The organism is Paraburkholderia sp. BL23I1N1 (assembly GCF_003610295.1).
Taxonomy (GTDB): Bacteria; Pseudomonadota; Gammaproteobacteria; order Burkholderiales; family Burkholderiaceae; genus Paraburkholderia.
On sequence record NZ_RAPV01000001.1, the window covers coordinates 1,489,024 to 1,509,994 of the forward strand.

General features: G+C 61.5%; 16 protein-coding genes, 5 tRNA genes and 1 pseudogene. 16 read left to right on the forward strand and 6 right to left on the reverse strand.

Annotated elements, in window-relative coordinates; all coding sequences use genetic code 11:
* The first annotated feature begins 179 nt into the window (after positions 1 to 179).
* The 5 genes and pseudogenes from B0G76_RS07090 (at position 180) to B0G76_RS07110 (ending at position 6,751) form a co-directional block, all read left to right on the forward strand.
* Positions 180 to 2,132, forward strand: coding sequence for an extracellular solute-binding protein (locus tag B0G76_RS07090; RefSeq protein ID WP_120291227.1), 1,953 nt, complete (start codon positions 180 to 182; stop codon positions 2,130 to 2,132).
* Between the two features lie 40 nt (positions 2,133 to 2,172).
* Positions 2,173 to 3,211: pseudogene (locus tag B0G76_RS07095) on the forward strand (microcin C ABC transporter permease YejB).
* Positions 3,211 to 4,317 carry an ABC transporter permease gene (locus B0G76_RS07100; protein ID WP_120291229.1) on the forward strand — a complete coding sequence of 369 codons (1,107 nt, stop codon included), beginning with the start codon at positions 3,211 to 3,213 and terminating at the stop codon, positions 4,315 to 4,317. Before B0G76_RS07095 ends, B0G76_RS07100 begins: the two are co-directional and overlap by 1 nt.
* Positions 4,318 to 4,322: 5 nt before the next feature.
* On the forward strand, positions 4,323 to 5,948 hold the full coding sequence (locus B0G76_RS07105) for an ABC transporter ATP-binding protein (RefSeq protein WP_120296246.1): 1,626 nt from the start codon (positions 4,323 to 4,325) through the stop codon (positions 5,946 to 5,948).
* A 137-nt stretch (positions 5,949 to 6,085) separates the two neighbouring features.
* The gene (locus B0G76_RS07110; protein ID WP_120291231.1) at positions 6,086 to 6,751 is read left to right on the forward strand and encodes a C40 family peptidase; all 666 of its coding nucleotides are present in this window, start codon (positions 6,086 to 6,088) and stop codon (positions 6,749 to 6,751) included.
* Positions 6,752 to 6,836: 85 nt separating this feature from the next.
* On the opposite strand, the gene B0G76_RS07115 is transcribed toward B0G76_RS07110, so the two are convergent.
* The gene (locus tag B0G76_RS07115) at positions 6,837 to 7,787 is read right to left on the reverse strand and encodes a patatin-like phospholipase family protein (protein WP_120296247.1); all 951 of its coding nucleotides are present in this window, start codon (positions 7,785 to 7,787) and stop codon (positions 6,837 to 6,839) included.
* Positions 7,788 to 8,251: 464 nt separating this feature from the next.
* Here B0G76_RS07115 and gltX point away from each other — a divergent pair, with 464 nt between their 5' ends.
* The 7 genes from gltX (at position 8,252) to B0G76_RS07150 (ending at position 11,200) form a co-directional block, all read left to right on the forward strand.
* Positions 8,252 to 9,661, forward strand: coding sequence for a glutamate--tRNA ligase (gene gltX, locus B0G76_RS07120; RefSeq protein WP_120291233.1), 1,410 nt, complete (start codon positions 8,252 to 8,254; stop codon positions 9,659 to 9,661).
* A gap of 122 nt (positions 9,662 to 9,783) precedes the next feature.
* Positions 9,784 to 9,859: transfer RNA gene (locus tag B0G76_RS07125), tRNA-Ala, on the forward strand.
* Positions 9,860 to 10,024: 165 nt separating this feature from the next.
* Positions 10,025 to 10,100 (forward strand) — tRNA-Glu (locus tag B0G76_RS07130).
* Positions 10,101 to 10,182: 82 nt separating this feature from the next.
* Positions 10,183 to 10,259 (forward strand) — tRNA-Asp (locus B0G76_RS07135).
* 61 nt (positions 10,260 to 10,320) lie between these two features.
* Positions 10,321 to 10,396: transfer RNA gene (locus tag B0G76_RS07140), tRNA-Glu, on the forward strand.
* Positions 10,397 to 10,505: 109 nt separating this feature from the next.
* Positions 10,506 to 10,582 (forward strand) — tRNA-Asp (locus tag B0G76_RS07145).
* Positions 10,583 to 10,735: 153 nt separating this feature from the next.
* Positions 10,736 to 11,200 carry a GNAT family N-acetyltransferase gene (locus B0G76_RS07150; RefSeq protein ID WP_120291235.1) on the forward strand — a complete coding sequence of 155 codons (465 nt, stop codon included), beginning with the start codon at positions 10,736 to 10,738 and terminating at the stop codon, positions 11,198 to 11,200.
* Between the two features lie 107 nt (positions 11,201 to 11,307).
* Here B0G76_RS07150 and B0G76_RS07155 read toward each other — a convergent pair whose 3' ends face one another.
* The gene (locus tag B0G76_RS07155) at positions 11,308 to 12,177 is read right to left on the reverse strand and encodes a helix-turn-helix domain-containing protein (protein WP_120291237.1); all 870 of its coding nucleotides are present in this window, start codon (positions 12,175 to 12,177) and stop codon (positions 11,308 to 11,310) included.
* Between the two features lie 234 nt (positions 12,178 to 12,411).
* Between B0G76_RS07155 and rraA the strand changes: the two genes are divergently transcribed.
* On the forward strand, positions 12,412 to 12,906 hold the full coding sequence (gene rraA / locus B0G76_RS07160; RefSeq protein WP_120291239.1) for a ribonuclease E activity regulator RraA: 495 nt from the start codon (positions 12,412 to 12,414) through the stop codon (positions 12,904 to 12,906).
* A gap of 55 nt (positions 12,907 to 12,961) precedes the next feature.
* Positions 12,962 to 13,363 carry a gamma-glutamylcyclotransferase gene (locus B0G76_RS07165; RefSeq protein ID WP_120291241.1) on the forward strand — a complete coding sequence of 134 codons (402 nt, stop codon included), beginning with the start codon at positions 12,962 to 12,964 and terminating at the stop codon, positions 13,361 to 13,363.
* A gap of 179 nt (positions 13,364 to 13,542) precedes the next feature.
* Here the strand turns inward: B0G76_RS07165 and aceB are convergent, their stop codons facing one another.
* Positions 13,543 to 15,153: a malate synthase A gene (gene aceB, locus B0G76_RS07170; protein ID WP_120291243.1), complete on the reverse strand. Its 1,611-nt coding sequence runs from the start codon at positions 15,151 to 15,153 to the stop codon at positions 13,543 to 13,545.
* 91 nt (positions 15,154 to 15,244) lie between these two features.
* Positions 15,245 to 16,096 (reverse strand): (S)-2-haloacid dehalogenase, encoded by an 852-nt coding sequence (locus tag B0G76_RS07175; RefSeq protein WP_120291245.1) that lies wholly within the window; start codon positions 16,094 to 16,096, stop codon positions 15,245 to 15,247.
* 150 nt (positions 16,097 to 16,246) lie between these two features.
* On the opposite strand from B0G76_RS07175, the gene B0G76_RS07180 reads away from it, so the two are divergent.
* A complete protein-coding gene (locus tag B0G76_RS07180) occupies positions 16,247 to 17,149 on the forward strand; it encodes a LysR family transcriptional regulator (RefSeq protein WP_120291246.1) in 903 nt (300 codons plus the stop codon).
* Between the two features lie 218 nt (positions 17,150 to 17,367).
* Entirely contained in the window at positions 17,368 to 17,802 is a 435-nt protein-coding gene (locus tag B0G76_RS07185) for a universal stress protein (RefSeq protein WP_120296248.1), read from the forward strand.
* Between the two features lie 369 nt (positions 17,803 to 18,171).
* Here B0G76_RS07185 and B0G76_RS07190 read toward each other — a convergent pair whose 3' ends face one another.
* Entirely contained in the window at positions 18,172 to 19,491 is a 1,320-nt protein-coding gene (locus tag B0G76_RS07190) for an IS1182 family transposase (RefSeq protein WP_120291248.1), read from the reverse strand.
* A 116-nt stretch (positions 19,492 to 19,607) separates the two neighbouring features.
* The gene (gene aceA / locus B0G76_RS07195) at positions 19,608 to 20,912 is read right to left on the reverse strand and encodes an isocitrate lyase (RefSeq protein WP_120291250.1); all 1,305 of its coding nucleotides are present in this window, start codon (positions 20,910 to 20,912) and stop codon (positions 19,608 to 19,610) included.
* Between the last annotated feature and the right edge of the window lie 59 nt (positions 20,913 to 20,971).

Consider the following 20,971-nt stretch of genomic DNA (forward strand, 5'->3'; position numbering starts at 1 on the left):
GTTACGGTTGATCCAGCCAGTCGTGGAGCCGAAATAAACCGCCCGGACCGGGCGGTTTTTTATTGCGCTCGCAAAGCCGGCAGACTGAGCGGAAAGCAATGGGTCAACGCATGGAATGCGCAGGTTTATTGGGTAGAATCCTTTCACATTGAAATTGCCCACTGATCAACAAGGCCCCTATGACAACTGGCTCGCGATGGGTTCAAGCGCCTCGTGCACTTCGGAGCAGCGTGATTCTCAGGCTATCGCGTGTCGGTCTACCGGTTGTGCCGCGCTCCTGGCGCTCGGCGTGCGCCGTCGCACTGTGTGGCGTGTCCCTCCTGGCCGGTTTGCTCGCGGCGCCCGAAGCGCACGCCGTCTATGCGATCGCGCAGTACGGCGAGCCGAAATATCCGGCCGATTTCAAGCACTTCGACTACGTCAATCCAGATGCGCCGAAGGGCGGCACGCTGGTGCTGGCCAATCCGAGCCGGCTGACCAGCTTCGATAAATTCAATCCGTTCACTTTGCGCGGCAATACCGCACCGGGCGTCGATCTGCTGTTCGAAAGCCTGACCATCGGCAGCAGCGACGAAGTGGCCTCCGCCTATGGCCTGCTCGCCGACGACATCCATATCGCGCCCGACGGCCTGTCGACCACCTTCCACATCAACCCGCGTGCGCGCTTTTCGAACGGCGATCCGGTCACCGCCGACGACGTCAAATTTTCGCTCGACACGCTAAAAAGCCCGCAAGCCGCGCCGCAATTCGCGTCGATCTTCGGCGAGATCACGCGTGCGGTGGTGGTCGATCCGCATACGATCCGCTTCGACTTTCATCAACGCAATCGCGAGTTGCCGCTGCTCGTGGGCAGCATGCCGGTGTTCTCGCGCAAGTGGGGGATGAAGCCGGACGGCAGCCGGATACCGTTCGACCAGCTCGCGTTCGAAAAGCCGATTGCCAGCGGGCCTTATCTGATCGAAAAGTACGATAACGGCCGCACGATCGCGTATCGACGCGACCCGAATTACTGGGGTGCGGCGCTGCCCGTGCGCGTGGGGATGAATAACTTCGATCGGATTGTCTATAAGCTGTATTCGGACAACGTCGCGCGGCTGGAAGCGTTCAAAGCGGGCGAATACGACGCAATGGTCGAATACGTCGCGCGCAATTGGGTGCGGCGCGACTTCGGCAAGAAGTTCGATAGCGGCGAGTTGATCAAGCGCGAATTTCCGCAGCATAACGGCACCGGCATGCAGGGCTTCATGATCAATCTGCGGCGGCCGTTGTTTCAGGACGTGCGGGTGCGCAAGGCGCTCGATCTCGCATTCGATTTTCAGTGGCTGAACCGCCAGTTGTTCTTCAATCAGTACACGCGCATCGACAGCTTCTTCGTCAATACGGATTTGCAGGCGAAAGGTCTGCCTTCGCCGGGCGAACTATCGCTCCTCGAGCCATGGCGCGCAAAACTCGATCCGGCGGTATTCGGTCCGCCGCCGAAGCAGCCGGACACGGATCCGCCGGGTTCGCTGCGCGCCAATCTGTTGCAGGCGCGTGCCTTGTTGCAGCAGGCGGGCTGGACCTATCGCGACAACGCGTTGCGTAACGCCAAGGGCGAGCCGTTCCGGTTCGAGATCCTCGACGATTCCGGTTCGTCCGCGCAAATGGAGCCGATTGTCGCGACGTTCATCCGCAATCTGCAGAAGCTCGGCATTACCGCCACATTTCGCGTGTCCGATTTCGCGGTCTATCAAAAGCGTCTCGACGCGTTCGATTTCGACACGACCACCATCCGTATGCCGGACGTGCAGGTGCCAGGCTCGGAAGAGATCGACCGCTTCGGCAGCAAGGCCGCGGACACGCCAGGCTCGGACAACATGATCGGGCTGAAATCGCCGGCCGTCGACGCGATCCTGAGCGCGCTCGTGCATGCGCAGACGCGGGAGCAACTGATCGACGCGACGCATGCGCTCGACCGCGTGCTGATGCATGGCTACTATGTGATTCCGCAGTGGTACAGCGCGACGCACCGGGTGGCGTTCAAGCGCGGTCTCGCGTGGCCCAAAACCTTGCCTCTGTACTATGGCGCGGAAGGCTGGATCACGTCGATGTGGTGGTATGCGCAGCCGCAGCCGCAAACTGAGGCGCATTAAAGCATCATTCATTCACCGCCTTCGCACCGGAAACGACGCCATGTGGAGCTACATCCTCAAACGCCTGCTGTTGATGATCCCGACCTTGCTCGGCGTGCTCACGCTGACCTTCGTCGTGATCCAGTTCGTTCCGGGTGGCCCGGTCGAACAGATGCAGCACGAGCTGCGCAAAGGCGCCGAGAACGGCGCGCCGTTCGGTCTGCGCTCGCATACCGGCGTCGACGCACAGCAGATCGCGCAACTGAAAGTGCTGTATGGCTTCGACAAAACCGCCGCTCGAACGCTACGTCCTGATGCTAAAACGCTTCTCGACATTCGACCTTGGCCAGAGCTATTTCCGCCACCAGAGCGTGTGGTCGCTGATCGTTTCGAAGTTGCCGGTGTCGATCAGCATCGGCTTGTGGACCTTCTTCCTGACGTACCTGATATCGGTGCCCCTGGGTATCGCCAAGGCGGTGCGTAACGGCTCGCGCTTCGATATCGCAACGAGCCTCGTCGTGCTGGTCGGCTATGCAATTCCGGGCTTTGTATTGGGCGTGCTGTTGCTGGTGTTGTTCGGCGGTGGCACTTTCCTGCAGCTGTTTCCGCTGCGCAATCTCACCTCGGATAATTGGGCGCAATTGAGTTTGGGCGGCAAGATCGTCGACTACCTGTGGCATATCGCGTTGCCGATCACGGCCTCGGTGGTCGGCAGTTTCGCGGTCGTCACGATGCTGACGAAGAACGCCTTCCTCGACGAAATCCGCAAGCAATACGTGCTGACCGCGCGCGCCAAAGGGTTATCGGAAAAGCGCGTGCTGTGGAAGCACGTGTTTCGCAACGCGTTGCTGCCGTTGATCGTCGGTTTCCCCGCCGCGTTTATCGGTGCGTTCTTCACCGGCAGTCTGCTCATCGAGACGCTGTTTTCGCTCGACGGACTCGGCCTGCTGTCGTATGAATCCGTGGTGCGCCGCGACTATCCGGTCGTGCTCGGCACGCTGTATCTGTTCACGCTGATCGGTCTTGCAACCAAGCTGATTTCCGATCTTTGCTATGTGTGGGTCGATCCCCGCATCCAATTCGAACAACTGGAGCGCTGATGAATCGAGCCCGCCTTTCAGCCGATGCGGCGGCGCGCACCGAACCGGTTCGCGCGTTCGTGTCGCCATCGCCGGCGCGTCGCGTCTGGCAGCGTTTTCGCCAGCAGCGCCTTGGCTACTGGAGCCTGATCATCTTCGTCGTGGCGTTTGCGGCGAGCCTCGCCGGGCCGCTGTGGTCGAACGACAAGCCACTCGTGGTGCGCTACGAAGGGCAGCTTTATTTTCCGATGTTCAAGACCTACGCGGAGACCACTTTCGGCGGCGACTTCCCGACGCCCGCCGATTACCTCGATCCCTATATCAAGCATCGTTTCGACACGCCGGGCAACTTCGCGGTGTATCCGCCGAACCGGTATTACTACGACACGCTGAATTATTTTTCGAAAGCGCCGAACCCGGCACCGCCGTCGCGCGATAACTGGCTCGGCACCGACGACCGTGGGCGTGATCTCTTCGCGCGCCTTCTGTACGGTTTTCGCGTGTCGGTGGAATTCGGGTTGGTGCTGACCTTGATCGGCACCGTGCTGGGGATTGCGGCGGGCGCCGTGCAGGGTTACTTCGGAGGACGTACCGATATCATCGGGCAGCGTCTGATCGAAATATGGAGCGCGATGCCGGAGCTTTACCTGTTGATCATTTTCTCGTCGATTTTCGAGCCGGGGTTCATTCTGCTGATCGTGCTGCTGTCGCTGTTCGGCTGGATCGGCTTGTCCGACTACGTGCGAGCGGAGTTCCTGCGCAACCGTCAGCAGGACTATGTGCGTGCGGCGCGGGCGATGGGGCTCTCGAACTGGCAGATCATGTGGCGGCACGTTTTGCCCAACAGCTTGACGCCCGTGATCACGTTTCTGCCGTTCCGCATGAGCGGCTCGATTCTCGCGCTCACCAGCCTCGACTTTCTCGGCCTCGGCGTGCCGTCGCCGACGCCAAGTCTGGGCGAACTGCTTGCGCAAGGTAAGGCAAATCTCGACGCGTGGTGGATCTCGTTGTCGACGTTCGGCGTGCTGGTCGCGATGCTGTTGCTGCTGACGTTCATGGGCGATGCGCTGCGCAACGCGCTGGACACCCGCATCGCCGACGCCATGCGCGCGGGAGGCAACCAGTGAGCACCATGGTGGAGAACGACGCAAAACAGGGCATGACGCCGCCGCTGCTGGAGCTCGATCGTCTGCATGTGATCTTTGGCGATACGGTCGCGGTGAACGACGTGACGCTCACGATCCAACGCGGCGAGCGGGTCGCGCTGGTCGGTGAATCGGGCTCGGGCAAGAGCGTGACCGCGCTGTCGATCCTGCGTCTGTTGAGCGACGCGCAGGTCAGTGGGGCGATCCGTTTCGACGGGCAGGATCTGCTCGCCAAAAGCGAGCGCGAGATGCGCGGTATGCGCGGCTCGGACATCGCGATGATTTTCCAGGAGCCGATGACGGCGCTCAATCCGCTCTATACGGTCGGTGATCAGATTGCCGAGACGATCGTCGTGCACGACGGCGTGACGGCGAACGAAGCGCGTAAGCGTGCCGTGGCATTGCTAGGGCGTACCGGCATCGCCGAGCCGGGCAAGCGCGTGAATAGTTATCCGCATCAGCTCTCGGGCGGTCAGCGGCAGCGCGCGATGATCGCGATGGCGCTCGCGTGCCGCCCACGTTTGCTGCTGGCCGATGAACCGACCACGGCGCTCGACGTGACGATTCGTGCGCAGATCGTCGACCTGCTGCTCGAATTGCAACGCGTCGAAGCCGAGAAGCGCGGCATGGCCGTGCTGCTGATCACCCACGACCTGAATCTCGTGCGCCATTTCGCGCAGCGCATTGCGGTGATGGAGAAGGGCGTACTCGTGGAGAGCGGGCCGGTCGAGCAGGTGTTCGAGTCGCCGCAGCATCCGTACACGCAACGTCTGCTGGCAAGCCGTCCGGAGCGCACGGTGGTTCCTGTCTTGCCGATTTCACCCGTGCTGCTCGAAGCGCGCGACGTCTCAGTCGATTTCAAAACGAAACTGCCAGGCTGGAGCGGCTGGTTCCGCTCGGGGCATTTTCGCGCGGTCGCCGATGCGAACGTGTCCGTGCGACAGGGCGAGACGCTCGGGATTGTCGGCGAATCGGGTTCGGGCAAATCGACGCTGGCGATGGCCCTGCTCGGTCTGCAACGCACCGCGCACGGCGAGATCGAGTTTCAGGGCAGGGCGCTCGGCAGCTATCGCGGCGCCGAGCAGACTGCCTTACGCTCGAATATGCAGGTTGTCTTTCAGGATCCGTTCAGCTCGCTTTCGCCGCGTCAGACCGTCGAACGGATCGTGGGCGAAGGGCTCGCGTTGCATCGCCCACAAATGAGCCAGGAGGCGCGGCGCGACAAGGTGGTGTCGGTTCTGCGCGAAGTCGGAGTGGACCGCACGGTGCTGTACCGCTATCCGCATGAGTTCTCCGGCGGCCAGCGTCAGCGCATTGCGATCGCGCGCGCGTTGGTGCTGGAGCCGCGCATCCTGATCCTCGACGAACCGACCAGTGCGCTCGACGTGTCGATCCAGCAGCAGGTCCTGAAACTGCTTGCCGGGTTGCAACAGAAGTACAACCTCGGCTTCGTTTTCATCAGCCACGATCTGGCCGTGATCGGGGCAATGGCGCATCGTGTCGCGGTGATGCAAAACGGTTCAATCGTCGAAAGCGGGGACGTTGAGCAGATTTTTGCGACACCGGCGCACCCTTACACCCGAAAGCTGCTGAAAGCGGCGCTTGACTACTGATTTTGCACTCTTTCACCAATTGGGTGCGTGTCTCGATTGTATTTTTCTATTTGTTTTGACACACGAATACTTACTGGCTAGTATCGACCAAACTTTTTTCCGTAGCCCACTGATTTTTAGGCAAAAAATACCGACCAATGCAGCACAGAAACCTAACCCAGGCTTGCACGCGCGTCGTCGCCGGGATGTTCATTGGCGTCTTGATGGCAGCAGCTCCCGGCGCGTTCGCCGACGAAGTAAGCAGTTTTAATCAGAATGCCTCATATTCGACCCCTAGCGGGTCGAATCCTTTGTCCTCCCTCAATTCGCAATCGGCCGCTCCCGGCAGCGACGGCGGCGCCAAATCGTTCCTCTCCGGCATGGCCGGTAAAGCGGGCGACGTGGTGGTCGGCGCGCTGAACATGATCGGCGTTCGCTACCGTTGGGGTGGTAATACGCCCGATTCGGGGCTCGATTGCAGCGGCTTCGTTCGCTACGTGTTCCAGGACACGCTCGGTATGGCGCTGCCGCGCCGCGCTGAGGAAATGAGCCGCGTCGGCGAGAAGGTGCGCGTCAGCGACCTGAAGCCGGGCGATCTGGTGTTCTTCAATACGATGCGCCGTACGTTCTCGCACGTCGGCATCTACATCGGCGACAACAAGTTCGTGCATTCGCCTTCCACGGGCAGCACGATCCGCGTCGACGATATGGATAGCGGCTATTGGGAAAAGCGTTTCACGGGCGCACGCCGGATCGAGACGTCCTATCAGGACGGTGAAGATCTGCGCAAGCGTGTGAATGCTTCGATTGGTGGTAATCAGTAACTGATTCAGCCCGCACTCATGGTTTGGGTGTGAAAAAAGCCTGCTTCTTTCGAAGCGGGCTTTTTGCGTTTGGGGCAACGACGAGTTAAGCCGCGGCGCGGCTTGCGGCTAGCTTGCGCTGCAACTCCGGCATCATCTTCGCCACCGCTTCCTCTCCAGCAAGAATCGCAGCGTTGCGCTGGGAGAAATCGCTGCCGCTCATGGCGGCCAGATTAGGCCGGATCACAATGTCGGCGTACTTGTCGAGTTCATACGCCTTGATCGTCTGGCCCATGATCGTGAACGTCTGCATCAGCACATCGAACGAACTGGCGGTGAGGCCGCTTTCCGGACGCTGCGAGATGTCTACGGCGATCACGAAATCCGCGCCCATCTTGCGCGCAAACGAGGCGGGCACCGGGCTCACCAGGCCGCCGTCCACATATTCGTGTCCGCCGATCTTCACCGGCTCGAAAATCGACGGCACGCTGCACGACGCGCGCACTGCAATGCCGGTGTTGCCGCGTTGGAACAGGATTGGCTGGCCGGTTTTCAGGTCGGTGGCGACCACGCCGAGCGGCTTGGCCATCTTCTCGATCGGACGGTTGTTGAGGGTCGTATTCAGATAGTTCTGCAGCGCGATGCCTTGCAGAAAGCCGCGCGTGCGAAACGGCATGGCCCAGTCGCTGATCGAGGCTTCGTCCATGGACAGCGCGAGCTTGTTCAGGGCAAAGCCGTTCATCCCCGAGGCGTACAGCGCACCGACTACCGAACCCGCGCTTGTGCCGGCCACCAGGTCGACCTGAATATTGCGCGCCTCCAGCCCCTTGATCACGCCGATGTGCGCGAAGCCGCGAGCGGCGCCGCCGCCTAGCGCGAGTCCGACTCGGATGGGCCGCTGCGGTTTTTCAAGCGGCGGCGTGTTCGCGGTGGGCGTGGTGGCAACCGGCGTGCTATCAGTTTTGCTGGCGCCGGTCGTGGTGCAGGCGGCCAACACCGCGGAGGCGGCGGCCAATGAGAAGGTGCGACGGGCGAGGCGAGGGGATGACGGTTTCAACGGGTTCTCCAGCAACGGCAGAGGCGGCGCAATCGGTGCAAATCGGCGCAAATCAGCGCAAATCAGCGCAAATCGGCGCAAATCGGCGCAACCTGTGCCGCGATCAGGCGGATAGTCAAACAGACAGGACCGCCGGCGGCGATCCCATGCGCCGTGGTTCTATCGCAACCCGCAGCGCGCGCACATCATAAATCAAAGCTTCGGGCGCGCGTCGGCGCGGTAATGAAACGTTGCAGAGGAAACCGTCGGGCCTCCGGAAGCACGCTTCCTGAGCGACTTGTCTGCCTTGCCTGGCCATTCGGACGAGGGCAGGCAACACGGGTTCGGAAGGTATAATTCGGCTCTTGTATTTATTTCCTTCGTGTCCGTGCAAGGCGTTTTCTGCCGCACGGGCGCGCTCCGCTGCCGCGCTTCACTGGCCATGTTCGCCACGGCGCCGGCGCCTGTCTTCCGAGTAATCGCTAATGACCACCTCTGTCCGTACCCGTTTCGCACCGAGTCCCACCGGCTTCATCCACCTCGGCAACATTCGCTCCGCGCTGTATCCGTGGGCGTTCGCGCGCAAGATGAAAGGGACCTTCGTGCTGCGGATCGAGGACACCGACGTCGAGCGCTCCACGTCCGAATCCGTCGACGCCATTATTGAGGGCATGGCGTGGCTCGGTCTCGATTTCGACGAAGGCCCGTTCTACCAGATGCAGCGCATGGACCGTTACCGCGAAGTGCTCAAGCAGATGCAGGACGCGGGGCTCGTGTACCCGTGCTACATGTCGACGGAAGAGCTGGACGCACTGCGCGAGCGTCAACGCGAGGCCGGCGAGAAGCCGCGCTATGACGGCACGTGGCGCCCGGAACCCGGCAAGGTCTTGCCGGAGCCACCGGCGGGCGTGCAGCCGGTGCTGCGCTTTCGCAATCCGCTCACGGGTGTCGTCGCATGGGACGACGCCGTGAAGGGCCGCATTGAAATTTCGAACGAAGAACTCGACGATCTCGTGATCGCGCGCCCGGACGGCACACCGACCTACAACTTCTGCGTGGTGGTCGACGATCTGGACATGCGCATCACCCACGTGATTCGCGGCGACGATCACGTGAATAACACGCCGCGTCAGATCAACATCCTGCGTGCGCTCGGCGGTGAGCCGCCGGTGTACGCGCACCTGCCGACCGTGTTGAACGAGCAGGGCGAGAAGATGAGCAAGCGTCACGGCGCGATGAGCGTGATGGGTTATCGCGACGCCGGCTTTCTGCCGGAAGCGGTGGTCAACTATCTGGCCCGTCTGGGCTGGTCGCATGGCGACGCGGAAATCTTCACGCGTGAGCAGTTCGTCGAATGGTTCGATCTGGAGCATCTGGGCAAGTCGCCGGCTCAGTATGACCACGACAAGCTCAGCTGGCTCAACGCGCACTACATCAAGGAAGCAGACAACGCGCGCCTCGCGGAGCTCGCCAGGCCTTTCTTCGCTGAACTGGGTATCGACGATGCTGCCATCGCGCAAGGCGCCGATCTGACGTCGGTGGTGGGCTTGCTGAAGGACCGCGCGTCGACAGTGAAGGAAATCGCCGAAAACGCCGCGATGTTCTATTGCACGCCCGCGCCTGAAGCCGAGGCGCTCGCGCAGCACGTCACGGATGTCGTGCGTCCGGCGCTGTCCGATCTGGCTGCGGCGCTCAAGACGGTGGAGTGGACCAAAGAGGCGATCGCCGCGGCGTTGAAGACAACGCTCGGCGCGCACAAGCTGAAGATGCCGCAACTGGCAATGCCGGTTCGGCTGCTGGTGGCGGGTACCACGCATACACCGTCGATCGACAGCGTGCTGATGCTGTTTGGCCGCGATGTTGTCGTGAGCCGTATCGAAAAAGTGCTGGCCTGAGCGCGTTCGCGCTTGCATTGAGCGGGATTGCCTGCGACTTGCGAAAAAAGTCGCAGGCAATTGCTCAAAGGGTATTTACAAAGCGCAAATTGGCCTCTAAAATCTCGTTTCTGTTCTGCAAGGGGGGTATAGCTCAGCTGGGAGAGCGCTTGCATGGCATGCAAGAGGTCAGCGGTTCGATCCCGCTTACCTCCACCATCGGAGCAGAGTGAAGTGGTTCCGAAGTCTGGAGCTTGTAGCAAAAAAGACTTCACAAACAGTTGTAACGTAGTTAGAATATCGGTCTTTGCTGCTGACAAAACAAAATTAGCCAGAAGTTAAGCTAAGTTAGCGGCAAGATAAAGACAGATCTGAAAAGATTATGTCCCCTTCGTCTAGAGGCCTAGGACATCACCCTTTCACGGTGAGTACAGGGGTTCGAATCCCCTAGGGGACGCCAAACATCAGCGTCGTTTGAAAGTAGTAAAGCGGCGCAGCTTGCAGAGAAAAAACCAACGCTCGCAAGTCATGATAGGCAAACTGGAGTGGTAGTTCAGTTGGTTAGAATACCGGCCTGTCACGCCGGGGGTCGCGGGTTCGAGTCCCGTCCACTCCGCCAGACAAAGCCCGTTCATACAAACCTGAACGGGCTTTTTCATTAAAGGTGTAAGCAGTACGTTGTCCCCTTCGTCTAGAGGCCTAGGACATCACCCTTTCACGGTGAGTACAGGGGTTCGAATCCCCTAGGGGACGCCAGGACATCGGCGTCGTTCAGTGAGCATGCTGAGTTCGCAGCTTGAGCGGTGCAGTTGGCAACGCAGTTGTCAAATAAGCCAGGCTTTCACAAGCCACGGTGCAAAAATCTGGAGCGGTAGTTCAGTTGGTTAGAATACCGGCCTGTCACGCCGGGGGTCGCGGGTTCGAGTCCCGTCCGCTCCGCCAGATTTTAAGAAGCCCACTTCGAAAGAAGTGGGTTTTTTTTATTCCCGCAGCCGGTTCGCCTGGGTGTCGTCCTGGTATGCTCGGGACAAACAGCCATTGCCAGCGCGCGCGGCCTGTTTTACCGTTGTTCCGACCCATCTTCGTCGTTCCACCATGTTCGATCCAACCGAAGCTCCGTCACCGTTTCATCTGCGCCGCGCCAGCATGGACGATTTCGAGTTCGCCGAGGAGCTGACTCGCAACAACATGGGCGGCTACTATCGCCGGCACCATCTGGTCTGGCGTGGCGATCTGTTTCTCGGCAGTTGGCGCGAGTCTGAAAATTTTATTCTCGAAGTGGACGGCGAGCCGATCGGCGTGCTGCGCATCACGCAGGAAGGCGATTCGCTGCATATCCGCGACGTGCAGATTGCCGAAGGGCATCGGCGGCTCGGCGCCGGCACTTATCTGCTCGACATGTCGCATCAATGGGCGCGCGAGCGCGGGCTGCACGAGTTGCAGCTGCGTGTGTTCGTCGACAATCCTGCCGCGCGGCTGTATCAGCGCAAGGGATACAAGCTGACCGGGCCGCGTCTGGCGCAGCTCGGGGCGATCCGTCATCTGGCGCGGCGCGTTTGACAGGCAGCGGCTGGCAGTTACGCTTGGCAACGCCTACACGCCTACACGCCTACACGCCTACACGCCTACACGCCTACACGCCTACACGCCTACACGCCGTCACGCCGTCACTTCTGCGCGGTCTCTTCATCCGCTTCGGTATCGCCACGATCCCCGTTCTCCACACGATGTTCAGAGCCGCGCTCGATGAATGCACGCGGACTTTCGCCGAATGCCCGCCGGAACATCGCCGAGAACGCACTCTGGCTTTGATAACCCAGCTCTTGTGCGACGTGCGATAGCGGGCGCCCCTGGCTCAATAGCGGAATGGCGCGTGCGAGAATGGCCTGCTGACGCCATTTCGAAAAGCTCACCCCCAACTCCTGACGAAACAGCCGCGCAATCGTACGCGTACTCGCACCGACGCTCGATGCCCATTGCTCGAGCGAGTCGCCGTGAGTCGGGTCTGCGATCACGGCCTCGCACAACGCGCGCAAGCGCTTTTCGTTGGGCATCGGCACGGACAGCGGCAGCGGCTCCGAACGCGTCAGTTCGTCGAGCGCGAGCGCACCCAGCAGTTGTTCGCGCGTCGCTGAAATGCCCGGCGTATCGAGCGCCGCGATGACTTCGCGCAGCAGATCCGATACCTCGACCACGCGCGGCGTATCCAGTCCTGCCGGGACGGTGCTTTCGGTAATGTAGAGCGTGCGCAGAAATGCATCTTCGACGGCGACTACTTCGTGCGTTACATGCGGCGGCACCCAGATCGCCCGGGATGGCGGCACCATCCACGTCGTGCCGGTCGTCGCGACCCGCAGCACGCCGCGCGATGCATAGGCCACCTGGGCCCATGCATGCGTGTGTCGCGCGATTCGCCAGCCCGACGGTATCGGCCGCGAGCGCACGCGAATCGGGTGCGATTGCGTCGGCTGAAATTCGGGCGGGATGTCGACGAGGCGGGTCTGGCTCGACTGGTCTGAGTCAGCGGACGAATTCATGTTGAAGATCGATCCAATGGATGGAACTCAAAAAACGCTGCGCGTGTAGACACGGAAGCCGTGAGCACGGGCGCTTAGGCACCGTGTCTTCAGGTGCCAACTCCGGAGCGCGGACCCGACGGCACAGATCCAACCGCACGCCCCCCAAAACCACCGCAGGCTTCTCATTGTAGGTGTTACGTTGGAGTCAACGTTGCATAATGTCCCGATTACACGGACACCAAGGAGACCCCCATGAGCTTTGCAACCGCAGACTTGTGCGACGCACACGAAGACCAACTGGCGCTGGGCACGCTGCGTGTGCTCGAGCCGGTCTTTCATCTCTTCAGTCGCGCTGAGTGTTTCAGCGGCGAGGCGGTGACGCTGAAGGTGTTCGAAGACAACGCACTCGTGCGCGCTACGCTCGAGGAGAAGGGCGCCGGCCGGGTGCTGGTGGTCGACGGCGGTGGCAGTCTGCGTTGCGCGCTGGTAGGCGGCAACCTCGCGCAAATCGCCGAGCGGAATGGCTGGGCGGGCATCGTGCTAAACGGCTGCGTGCGCGATACGCTGGAGCTCAATGAAATCAATGTCGGCGTGGCGGCATTGGCAACCTGCCCGCGGCGTGGCCAGAAGCTCGGCACCGGTGAGCGCGACGTGCCGGTGCAATTGCCGGGCTCGCCGGTGCGTCCTGGCGAATGGATCTATGCGGATATCGACGGCGTGCTGGTGGCGAGCGCGTCGCTGAACTGAACCCGCGGCAACAGCCGGGGCAAGCCGAACCCATTATCAAGGAGAGCAAACGACGATGCAGACTGTTTTTGTATACGGCACGTTGCGTGCCGGTGAAGTGAACGACCTCAGAGAGGCTGCGGCGCGCAACGACATTGCCACGCCGAATCTGCTCGGCACGGCCACGGTGCGCGGCCATCTGTTCGACTTCGGCTTATATCCGGGCCTGGTGGTCGACGAAGCGGGCGTGGACGTCACGGGTGACGTCTACGAAATCGACGATGAACTGGTTACGGTGCTCGACGAGATCGAAGCGGTGTATCCCGGCGTCGAAGATCGTTTTCTCGCGAGAGAAGTGATGGTGAAAGTAGACGGTAACGTCGTGAACTGCCGCTTCTATCCGGTCGCGCCCAATGCGGTGAAGGGCCTCCCGGAAATCAGGTCGGGCGATTGGGTCGAGTATCGCAGCACGCGCTGAGGGGACGGCATGACCGGCCCATGGTGAGTGCAGAAAAAAACGGCCCGGCAGGCATACGCCTGTCGGGCCGTCCGGTCGGTCAGCCTTGCGACCCGGGCCGCTCGTTCATCTTGTGTGGCTGGTGAAAGCGGGCCCGGTACGACGTCGTTATTGCTGATGTATGAGACAGCCTGGTTGCCTCAGATTTCTTCGTAGAGCGGCAGCGTCAGGAAATCGGTAAACTGCTCCGACGTCGACATTTCGTCGAAAATTTGTGCAGCGCGATCATACGGCTTCGTATCGCCGCCGACTGCCTGCTTCACCTTGTCGAGCTCTTGCGCCGACAACGCGCGCACCAGCTCGGCCGTGACCTTGCGGCCGTCTTCGAGCTTGCCCTTCGGCGAGCGAATCCATTGCCACACTTGAGAGCGCGAGATTTCCGCGGTGGCGGCGTCTTCCATCAGGTTGTGAATCGGCACGCAGCCATTGCCCGCGAGCCACGAACCCAGATAGTGAATGCCGACGTTGATGTTGTTGCGCAGACCGCCTTCGGTGATCGGCGCTTCCGGGCGAAAGTCCATCAGGTCGGAGGCCGCGACGAGCACGTCGTCGCGTTGCTTGCCGATCTGATTCGGCTTGTCGCCGAGCACCTTGACGAACTCTTCCATCGCAATCGGCACGAGACCCGGATGCGCGACCCAGCCGCCGTCGTAACCGTCGCCGGCATCGCGTGCCTTGTCCGAGCGCACACCGCCCATGGCCTTGTCGTTCGCCGCCGGATCGTTCTTGATCGGGATCAGCGCGCTCATGCCGCCGATTGCCGGTGCGTTGCGGCGATGGCAGGTCTTCAGCAGCAGCAGCGCGTAGGCACGCATGAAGGGCGAGGTCATCGTGATCTGCGAGCGGTCGGCAAGACAGAAATCGCGGTCGCTCTTGAACTTCTTGATCGCCGAGAAGATGTAGTCCCAACGGCCGGCGTTCAGACCCGAGCTGTGTTCGCGCAACTCATACAGAATTTCGTCCATTTCGAACGCGGCGACGATCGTTTCGATCAGCACGGTCGCGCGAATCGTGCCACGCGGCACGCCGACGGCTTCCTGCGCGGCGAGAAAGATCTCGTTCCACAGACGCGCTTCGAGGTGGCTTTCCATCTTCGGCAGATAGAAGTAGGGCGCCGTGCCGCGCGCGACCTGTTCCTTCGCGTTGTGAACCATGAAGAGCGCGAAATCGAAAATGCCGCCGGAGACGCGCTTGCCGTCCACCGTCACATGCTTTTCGTCCAGATGCCAGCCGCGCGGCCGCACGATCAACGTGGCGATCTTGTCGTTCAGCGTGTACGACTTGCCGTTCTGTTCGAGCGAAATCGTGCGGCGCACCGCGTCCTTCAGATTGATGTGGCCGGTAATCTGGTTATCCCAGCTCGGCGCATTCGAATCTTCGAAGTCGGTCATGTACGAATCCGCGCCCGAATTCAGCGCGTTGATGATCATCTTGCGCTCGACCGGACCGGTAATTTCCACACGGCGGCATTGCAGATCCTGCGGCAGCGGCGCGATCGTCCAGTCGCCTTCGCGCACGCTCTTCGTTTCGGCGAGGAAGTCCGGGCGCTCGCCCGCATCGAGCCGTTTGGTGCGCTCTGCACGCGCTTGCAACAGCGCCTGGCGGCGCGGTTCGAACGTGCGATGCAGCGCGGCGACGAGCTCGAGTGCTTCGCGGGTGAGGATCGCTTCGTAGCCCGGCTTGATCTCAGCCGAGATGTCCATGCCCTGCGGCAGCTGCAGCGATGATTGCGATGACAGCGGATTCGCCATGGTTTCTCCTTGGTCGGTCAGATTGCAAAGGTGCAAATGTTGAAATGGTTGAGATGCGGTTGAATCGCGTCGGGCAATCAGGTGGTAGCTGTCATGCGCCAGGGCTGTGGCGCGGACGGCTGCCGCCGGGATTGCCGGTGCTGCCAGTGCCGCTATTGCGGTCGGGCGACGCAAGGGACTTCAGAAAAGCGAGCAGATCGTTCATACCTCCGCCCGCGCCATGCGACGTAACGCCCAGTTCTTCGGCTGGTGCGTTTTGCCGGTTAAGCCAGAAAGTCGTGAAGCCGAACCAGCTCGCGCCTGCCACATCCCAGCCGTTCGACGACACGAAGACGATCTCGCGCGGTTCCGCGTCGAAGGCTTGCGTGCCGAGCGAGTAAGCCGCGGGCGAGGGTTTGTAGGCGCGTACCGTGTCGACGGACAGAACATGGTCGAACAGGCCCGTCATGCCGGCGCTCTTCACCGCGATGTCGAGCATTTGCGGATTGCCGTTCGAGAGGATCGCGAGACCGGGCCTTGCCCTTGCCCCAGCTTTGCCGCCCGCGGGCGCAGAGGTGAATCCGGAAGACGTGGAAGGCACATCGCGCAGCTGGCGCAGCGCGGGCACGGCATCGGGAAAAGCGGACAGGCACGCGTATTCGTCCATCAGACGCTTCTCTGCCGCGCGGCCGAGCGTGAGATGCAGTTTCTTTGTGGCGAAGCGCAAGGCGTCGAGCGTGATGTCCCAGAACGGCCGGTAATGCGCGCCGGGTGCGCCGGCCGGATCGGCGAGCGTGCGCAGCTGCGTGTATTCGATCTGTTTTTGGCGCCACAATTGCGAGAGCGCGTCGCCGTAGCCCGGGAACATCTGCTCCGCGGCAGCGATCACCGAATGCACGTCGAAAAGCGTGCCGTAGGCGTCGAAAATCACTGCTTTAGGGAAGGGTGTCGTTGTGGCCGACATTGCCGTGCACTCCTATCAGAGGTCAGGGTGGATTGTATTAGTGATGATCCACGCTAAAAAAGAGGCTAAAGATCATTTGATCTTTTACTTTCATGCGCCTAATCTGACGCGCACCGACCACTTTCCCGCGCATGTGCGGCTCTGCTCCCCATGGACCGTTTCAAGCAGATCGAGACTTTTGTTGCCGTTGCGGCCAAGGGCAGCCTGTCCGCCGCCGCGCTCTCCGAAGGCGTTGCACCTGCCATCATCGGCCGCCGCATCGATGCGCTCGAAGAGCGCCTCGGCGTCAAATTGCTGGTACGCACCACGCGCAAGATCACGTTGACCTTTGAAGGCTCGGCGTTTCTCGAAGATTGCCAGCGCGTCATCCACGACATGCAGAACGCCGAGGCCAGCGTGTCGGCGGGCGGCGTGAAGGCAAGCGGCCATTTGCGGTTGTCGGCGCCGGCCGGGTTTGGACGCAGGCATGTTGCGCCCTTGGTGCCCGCGTTCACCGTGGCGCATCCGGATGTGTCGATCACGCTCGACCTGTCCGACCGGCTGGTCGATCTCGTCAACGAGGGGTTTGACTGCGCAGTGCGGCTCGGCGAGCTGCCGGACTCGTCGCTGGTGTCGCTCAAGCTCGGTGAGAATCGCCGTGTGTGCGTGGTTTCGCCGTCGTATCTGAACCGGCGCGGATCGCCGCACACGCTGGCCGATCTCGCGCACCACAATTGCCTCGCGCTCGGCGCGAGCGCCAATCAGCAGCGCGGCTGGATGTTCCAGCAGGGCGACAAGGTCGTGTCGATCAAGGTGTCCGGCACGATGGAATGCTCGGACGGCGCCGTGCTGCACGAGTGGTGCCTCGAGGGCTATGGGCTCGCCTGGCGTTCGTGGTGGGAGGTCGGCACGGATATCGCGGCTGGCCGGCTGGTCAGCGTGCTCGACGAGTTCGCTGCGCCGCCGATCGGCATCCACGCGGTTTTTCCGCAGCGCCGGCATTTGCCGCTGCGGGTTCGGCTGTTTCTGGACTTTCTCAAGCATACGTACGGCCATCCTGATTACTGGAACTGACGCCGGCTCAGGTACGGCTCATCTGCCACTGAGGTCCGCCGATCCTGCGCAATTACCGTCCTGCACAATCGCCGTGCAGCGGGTTTCCGATATGCGGACAGACCCGCACGATGGCTTTGACCTCACTTCTGCGAACTACAATCGATTGGTGCGGCTTCTATGCCGAGCCTCGTGGAACGCTGACGCCGCGCTACGCACAGCCGGCGACGGAGGGCATCATGTTCAGGCACATCCTGGTTCCGACCGATGGTTCAGACCTGTCACGCAAGGCGATAGACGGCGCCATCGACCTCGCGCAGGCGGTCGGTGCTCGCGTCACCGCCTACGCGTGTCTGCCCCAATATCCGTACTCGCCGTTCTCCGACGTGGTCATCGAGCCGCCGGTCGAGTTTCTGCAACGCAGCGAGCGCGAAGCGCGCGTGCATCTGCGCGAAGTGGAGCTGGCCGCGCGCCGTGTCGGTGTCGCGTTCGACAGCCACACCAGCGTGCATCCGGCGCCGTATCTCGGCATCATCGAAGCCGCGGAGCAGGGCGGCTGCGACGTGATCTTCATGGCTTCGCATGGGCGGCGCGGTCTTGGCAGCCTGCTGATCGGCAGCGAGACGCAGCGGGTTCTGACGCATACGAAGATTCCCGTGATCGTGTACCGTTGAGTGCCAACCCGCGATTAGCGTCGCAAATAGATACGGAAGGAACAGCAGATACGGCATAGTAAAAAAAACGCGCCGGCGATGAGGCCGGCGCGTCCTGTGTTCGCCGCACAATGCATTGTGCTGGCTTTGTCTGCGCTGCTGCCGCCCTCCCGGATTCCAGCCATCAGTGCAGCGGCGTACTCCTGCCCTGATGGCTTTGCTCCTCCCTGACGGCGGCCCACTAGGAGTCCGCGCGGCAGACAGAATTTGATCCGCCGGCGTTGACGCCGCATCGGGCGGCGTCAACGCCGATTGCGGTTTTGCTCGCCAGTGCGCGCAAAAATGGCTTACCCGGCGGCGAAATCCAGGCGAGGTTGCCCTCTTCTGGGCTTACGCAGGCGTCATTTTCGACATTCTGCGCAGGTTCAGCGCCGCGCAGACGAGTTTCCACTCGGCCTGGGCCTTGGCCAGCCCGCGCATGCTGAATTGTCGAAACCCGAGAACGCTTTTTACCCAGCCGTTCGGCGGTTCGGACAGCCATTTGCGCTTTCGATAGGCCGCCTGAGTTTGCGCAGAAGTAAACTTTTCTGCCATCGCGGCGCATAGCGGCCGCTTGGTGGCATCGATCTTCACGTCTTTCTTGCCCTCGCGTCCGAGCGCTACGATCAGGTCGGCGGGGTGCTCACGCAACTGCTCGAATGTTGCTTCCGACCGGTAGCCCGCATCGGCAAGGACTTGCCGGGGATCGGCGCCGGCATCGCGTAGCACCGCAGCCAGAACGGTTGGCAATTGCACGCTGTCGGCGGCACTGTTACCCAGTTCGGCCGCGACGATGATGTGAGCCGTATCGTCGACTGCAGCCTGGGCGTTGTAGGAATAGTCGAATCCGCCGCCGGCATGCTTCATGATCCGGCTTTCCGGGTCGGTGAAATTCTCCTGTGCGTCGGGCTTCGGTTCGCCGAATTTGTATTTGAAACGGGACTTCTTTTTCGGCTTGCTCGAGTCATCTGACGGTGCGTCGTCGCTACGACCACGTGCGATATCGGCCTGGCGCTGACGTTCTTCCAGGCGCGCGCGTGCGGCGCGAATCACTGCAAGCCGGTCCTCGCGCCGCGTGATCTCGGCTGGAATATCGAGTTCCGGCTCGTTCTTCTCCACCTCGTCGGCCACTTTCGCTTTTGCCAGCAGCGCATCGATCTGTTCCTTGAGCTCCAGCTCGGCCTTCTTCATCCGGTCGTAGCTCATCGCCTTGTGGCGCGACGCATTGGCCTTGATCTTCGTGCCGTCAACGGCAATCGTCCCGAGCCTGACCAGTCCACATTCCCTGGCCAGTTTCACCACCTGCACAAACAGGTCCGACAGCTCCTTCAGGTGAAAGGCGCGAAAGTCGCAAAGCGTCCGATGCGCCGGATAGTTGCCCGCCGCGAGGACCCGGAACGCGACATCTTCATGCAGCTTCCTGGCCAGCTTGCGCGACGAGAACACGCCGGTCGCATAGCCGTACACGAGCACCTTCACCATCATCGCCGGATGAAAGGGCTGGTTGCGCGGGCCGCCGCCGGCATACCGCGCATGAAAGGCGGACAGATCGAGCGAATCCACCGTATCGCTGATGTAGTAGGCAAGGTGCCCTTCGGGCAGCCAGTCTTGCAGTGCATGGGGCAGCAACATCTGCTGCTGCGGCTCGTAGGGGAGATAGCTGGTCGGCATCTTCTAACAACGTTTACCCCGCCTGATCGGATGACATCAGATCTCTGCCGCGCACACTCCTAGCGGGGCCGCTCCTTCGTCTGCCTTGCCTTTCCCGCGATCAGACCTCGGGTGACTTAAGCGACCTTCTTGTCGAAGAACTGTTCGTCTTCCGTCGAACCGTGCAGCGCGGTCGTCGACGCGTCGCGCTCGACCGTTTGCGTCACGGCGTCGAAGTAGCCGGTGCCGACTTCGCGCTGGTGCTTGACCGCGGTGAAACCCTTTTCGGCCGCAGCGAATTCAGCCTGCTGCATTTCGACGAATGCCGTCATCTGGTTGCGGGCATAGCCGTGTGCCAGGTTGAACATCGAGTAGTTCAGCGCATGGAAGCCGGCCAGCGTGATGAACTGGAACTTGTAGCCCATTGCGCCGAGTTCGCGCTGGAACTTGGCGATGGTTGCGTCGTCCAGGTTCTTCTTCCAGTTGAACGACGGCGAGCAGTTGTACGACAGCAGTTGATCCGGGAATTCCTTGTGGATCGCGTCGGCGAATTTCTTCGCAAACTCGAGGTCCGGCTTGCCGGTTTCGCACCAGATCATGTCGGCGTACGGCGCGTAGGCGAGGCCACGCGAGATTGCCTGTTCCAGACCCGGCTTCGTGCGATAGAAACCTTCCACCGTGCGTTCGCCCGTCAGGAACGGCTTGTCGTTGTCATCCACGTCCGACGTGATCAGGTCGGCGGCTTCCGCGTCGGTGCGAGCCAGCAACACGGTCGGCGCGCCGGAGACGTCGGCGGCCAGACGCGCGGCGGTTAGCTTCGCAATGTTTTCGCGGGTCGGCACGAGCACCTTGCCGCCCATGTGACCGCACTTCTTCACCGAAGCAAGCTGGTCTTCGAAGTGCACGCCTGCGGCGCCGGCTTCGATCATGGCCTTCATCAGTTCGAACGCGTTCAGCACGCCGCCGAAACCGGCTTCCGCATCGGCCACGATCGGTGCGAAGTAGTCGATATAGCCTTCGTCGCCCGGGTTCTTGCCTTCCGACCATTGGATCTGGTCAGCGCGCGTCAGCGTGTTGTTGATGCGCTTCACGACGAGCGGCACCGAGTTCGCCGGATACAGCGACTGGTCCGGGTACATTTCGCCGGCCACGTTCGCGTCGCCCGCCACTTGCCAGCCCGACAGATAGATGGCCTTCAGGCCGGCCTTGACCTGTTGCATCGCCTGATTGCCCGTCAGCGCGCCGAGCGAGTTCACGAACGGCTCGTTGTTGACGCTTTCCCACAGCTTTTCCGCGCCGCGCTTGGCAAGCGTGTGCTCCACTTGCAGCGAGCCGCGCAGACGGATCACGTCTTCAGCGGTGTACATACGCTTCACGCCTTTCCAGCGCGGATCGGTTTCCCATTGCTGTTGGAGTTGCTTGGCTTGTTGTTCGCGCGACATGGTGTGCTCCTTGGTTGCCTGTAATGGATAGGTGACTCTGGTCTCATGCGAGAAACTTG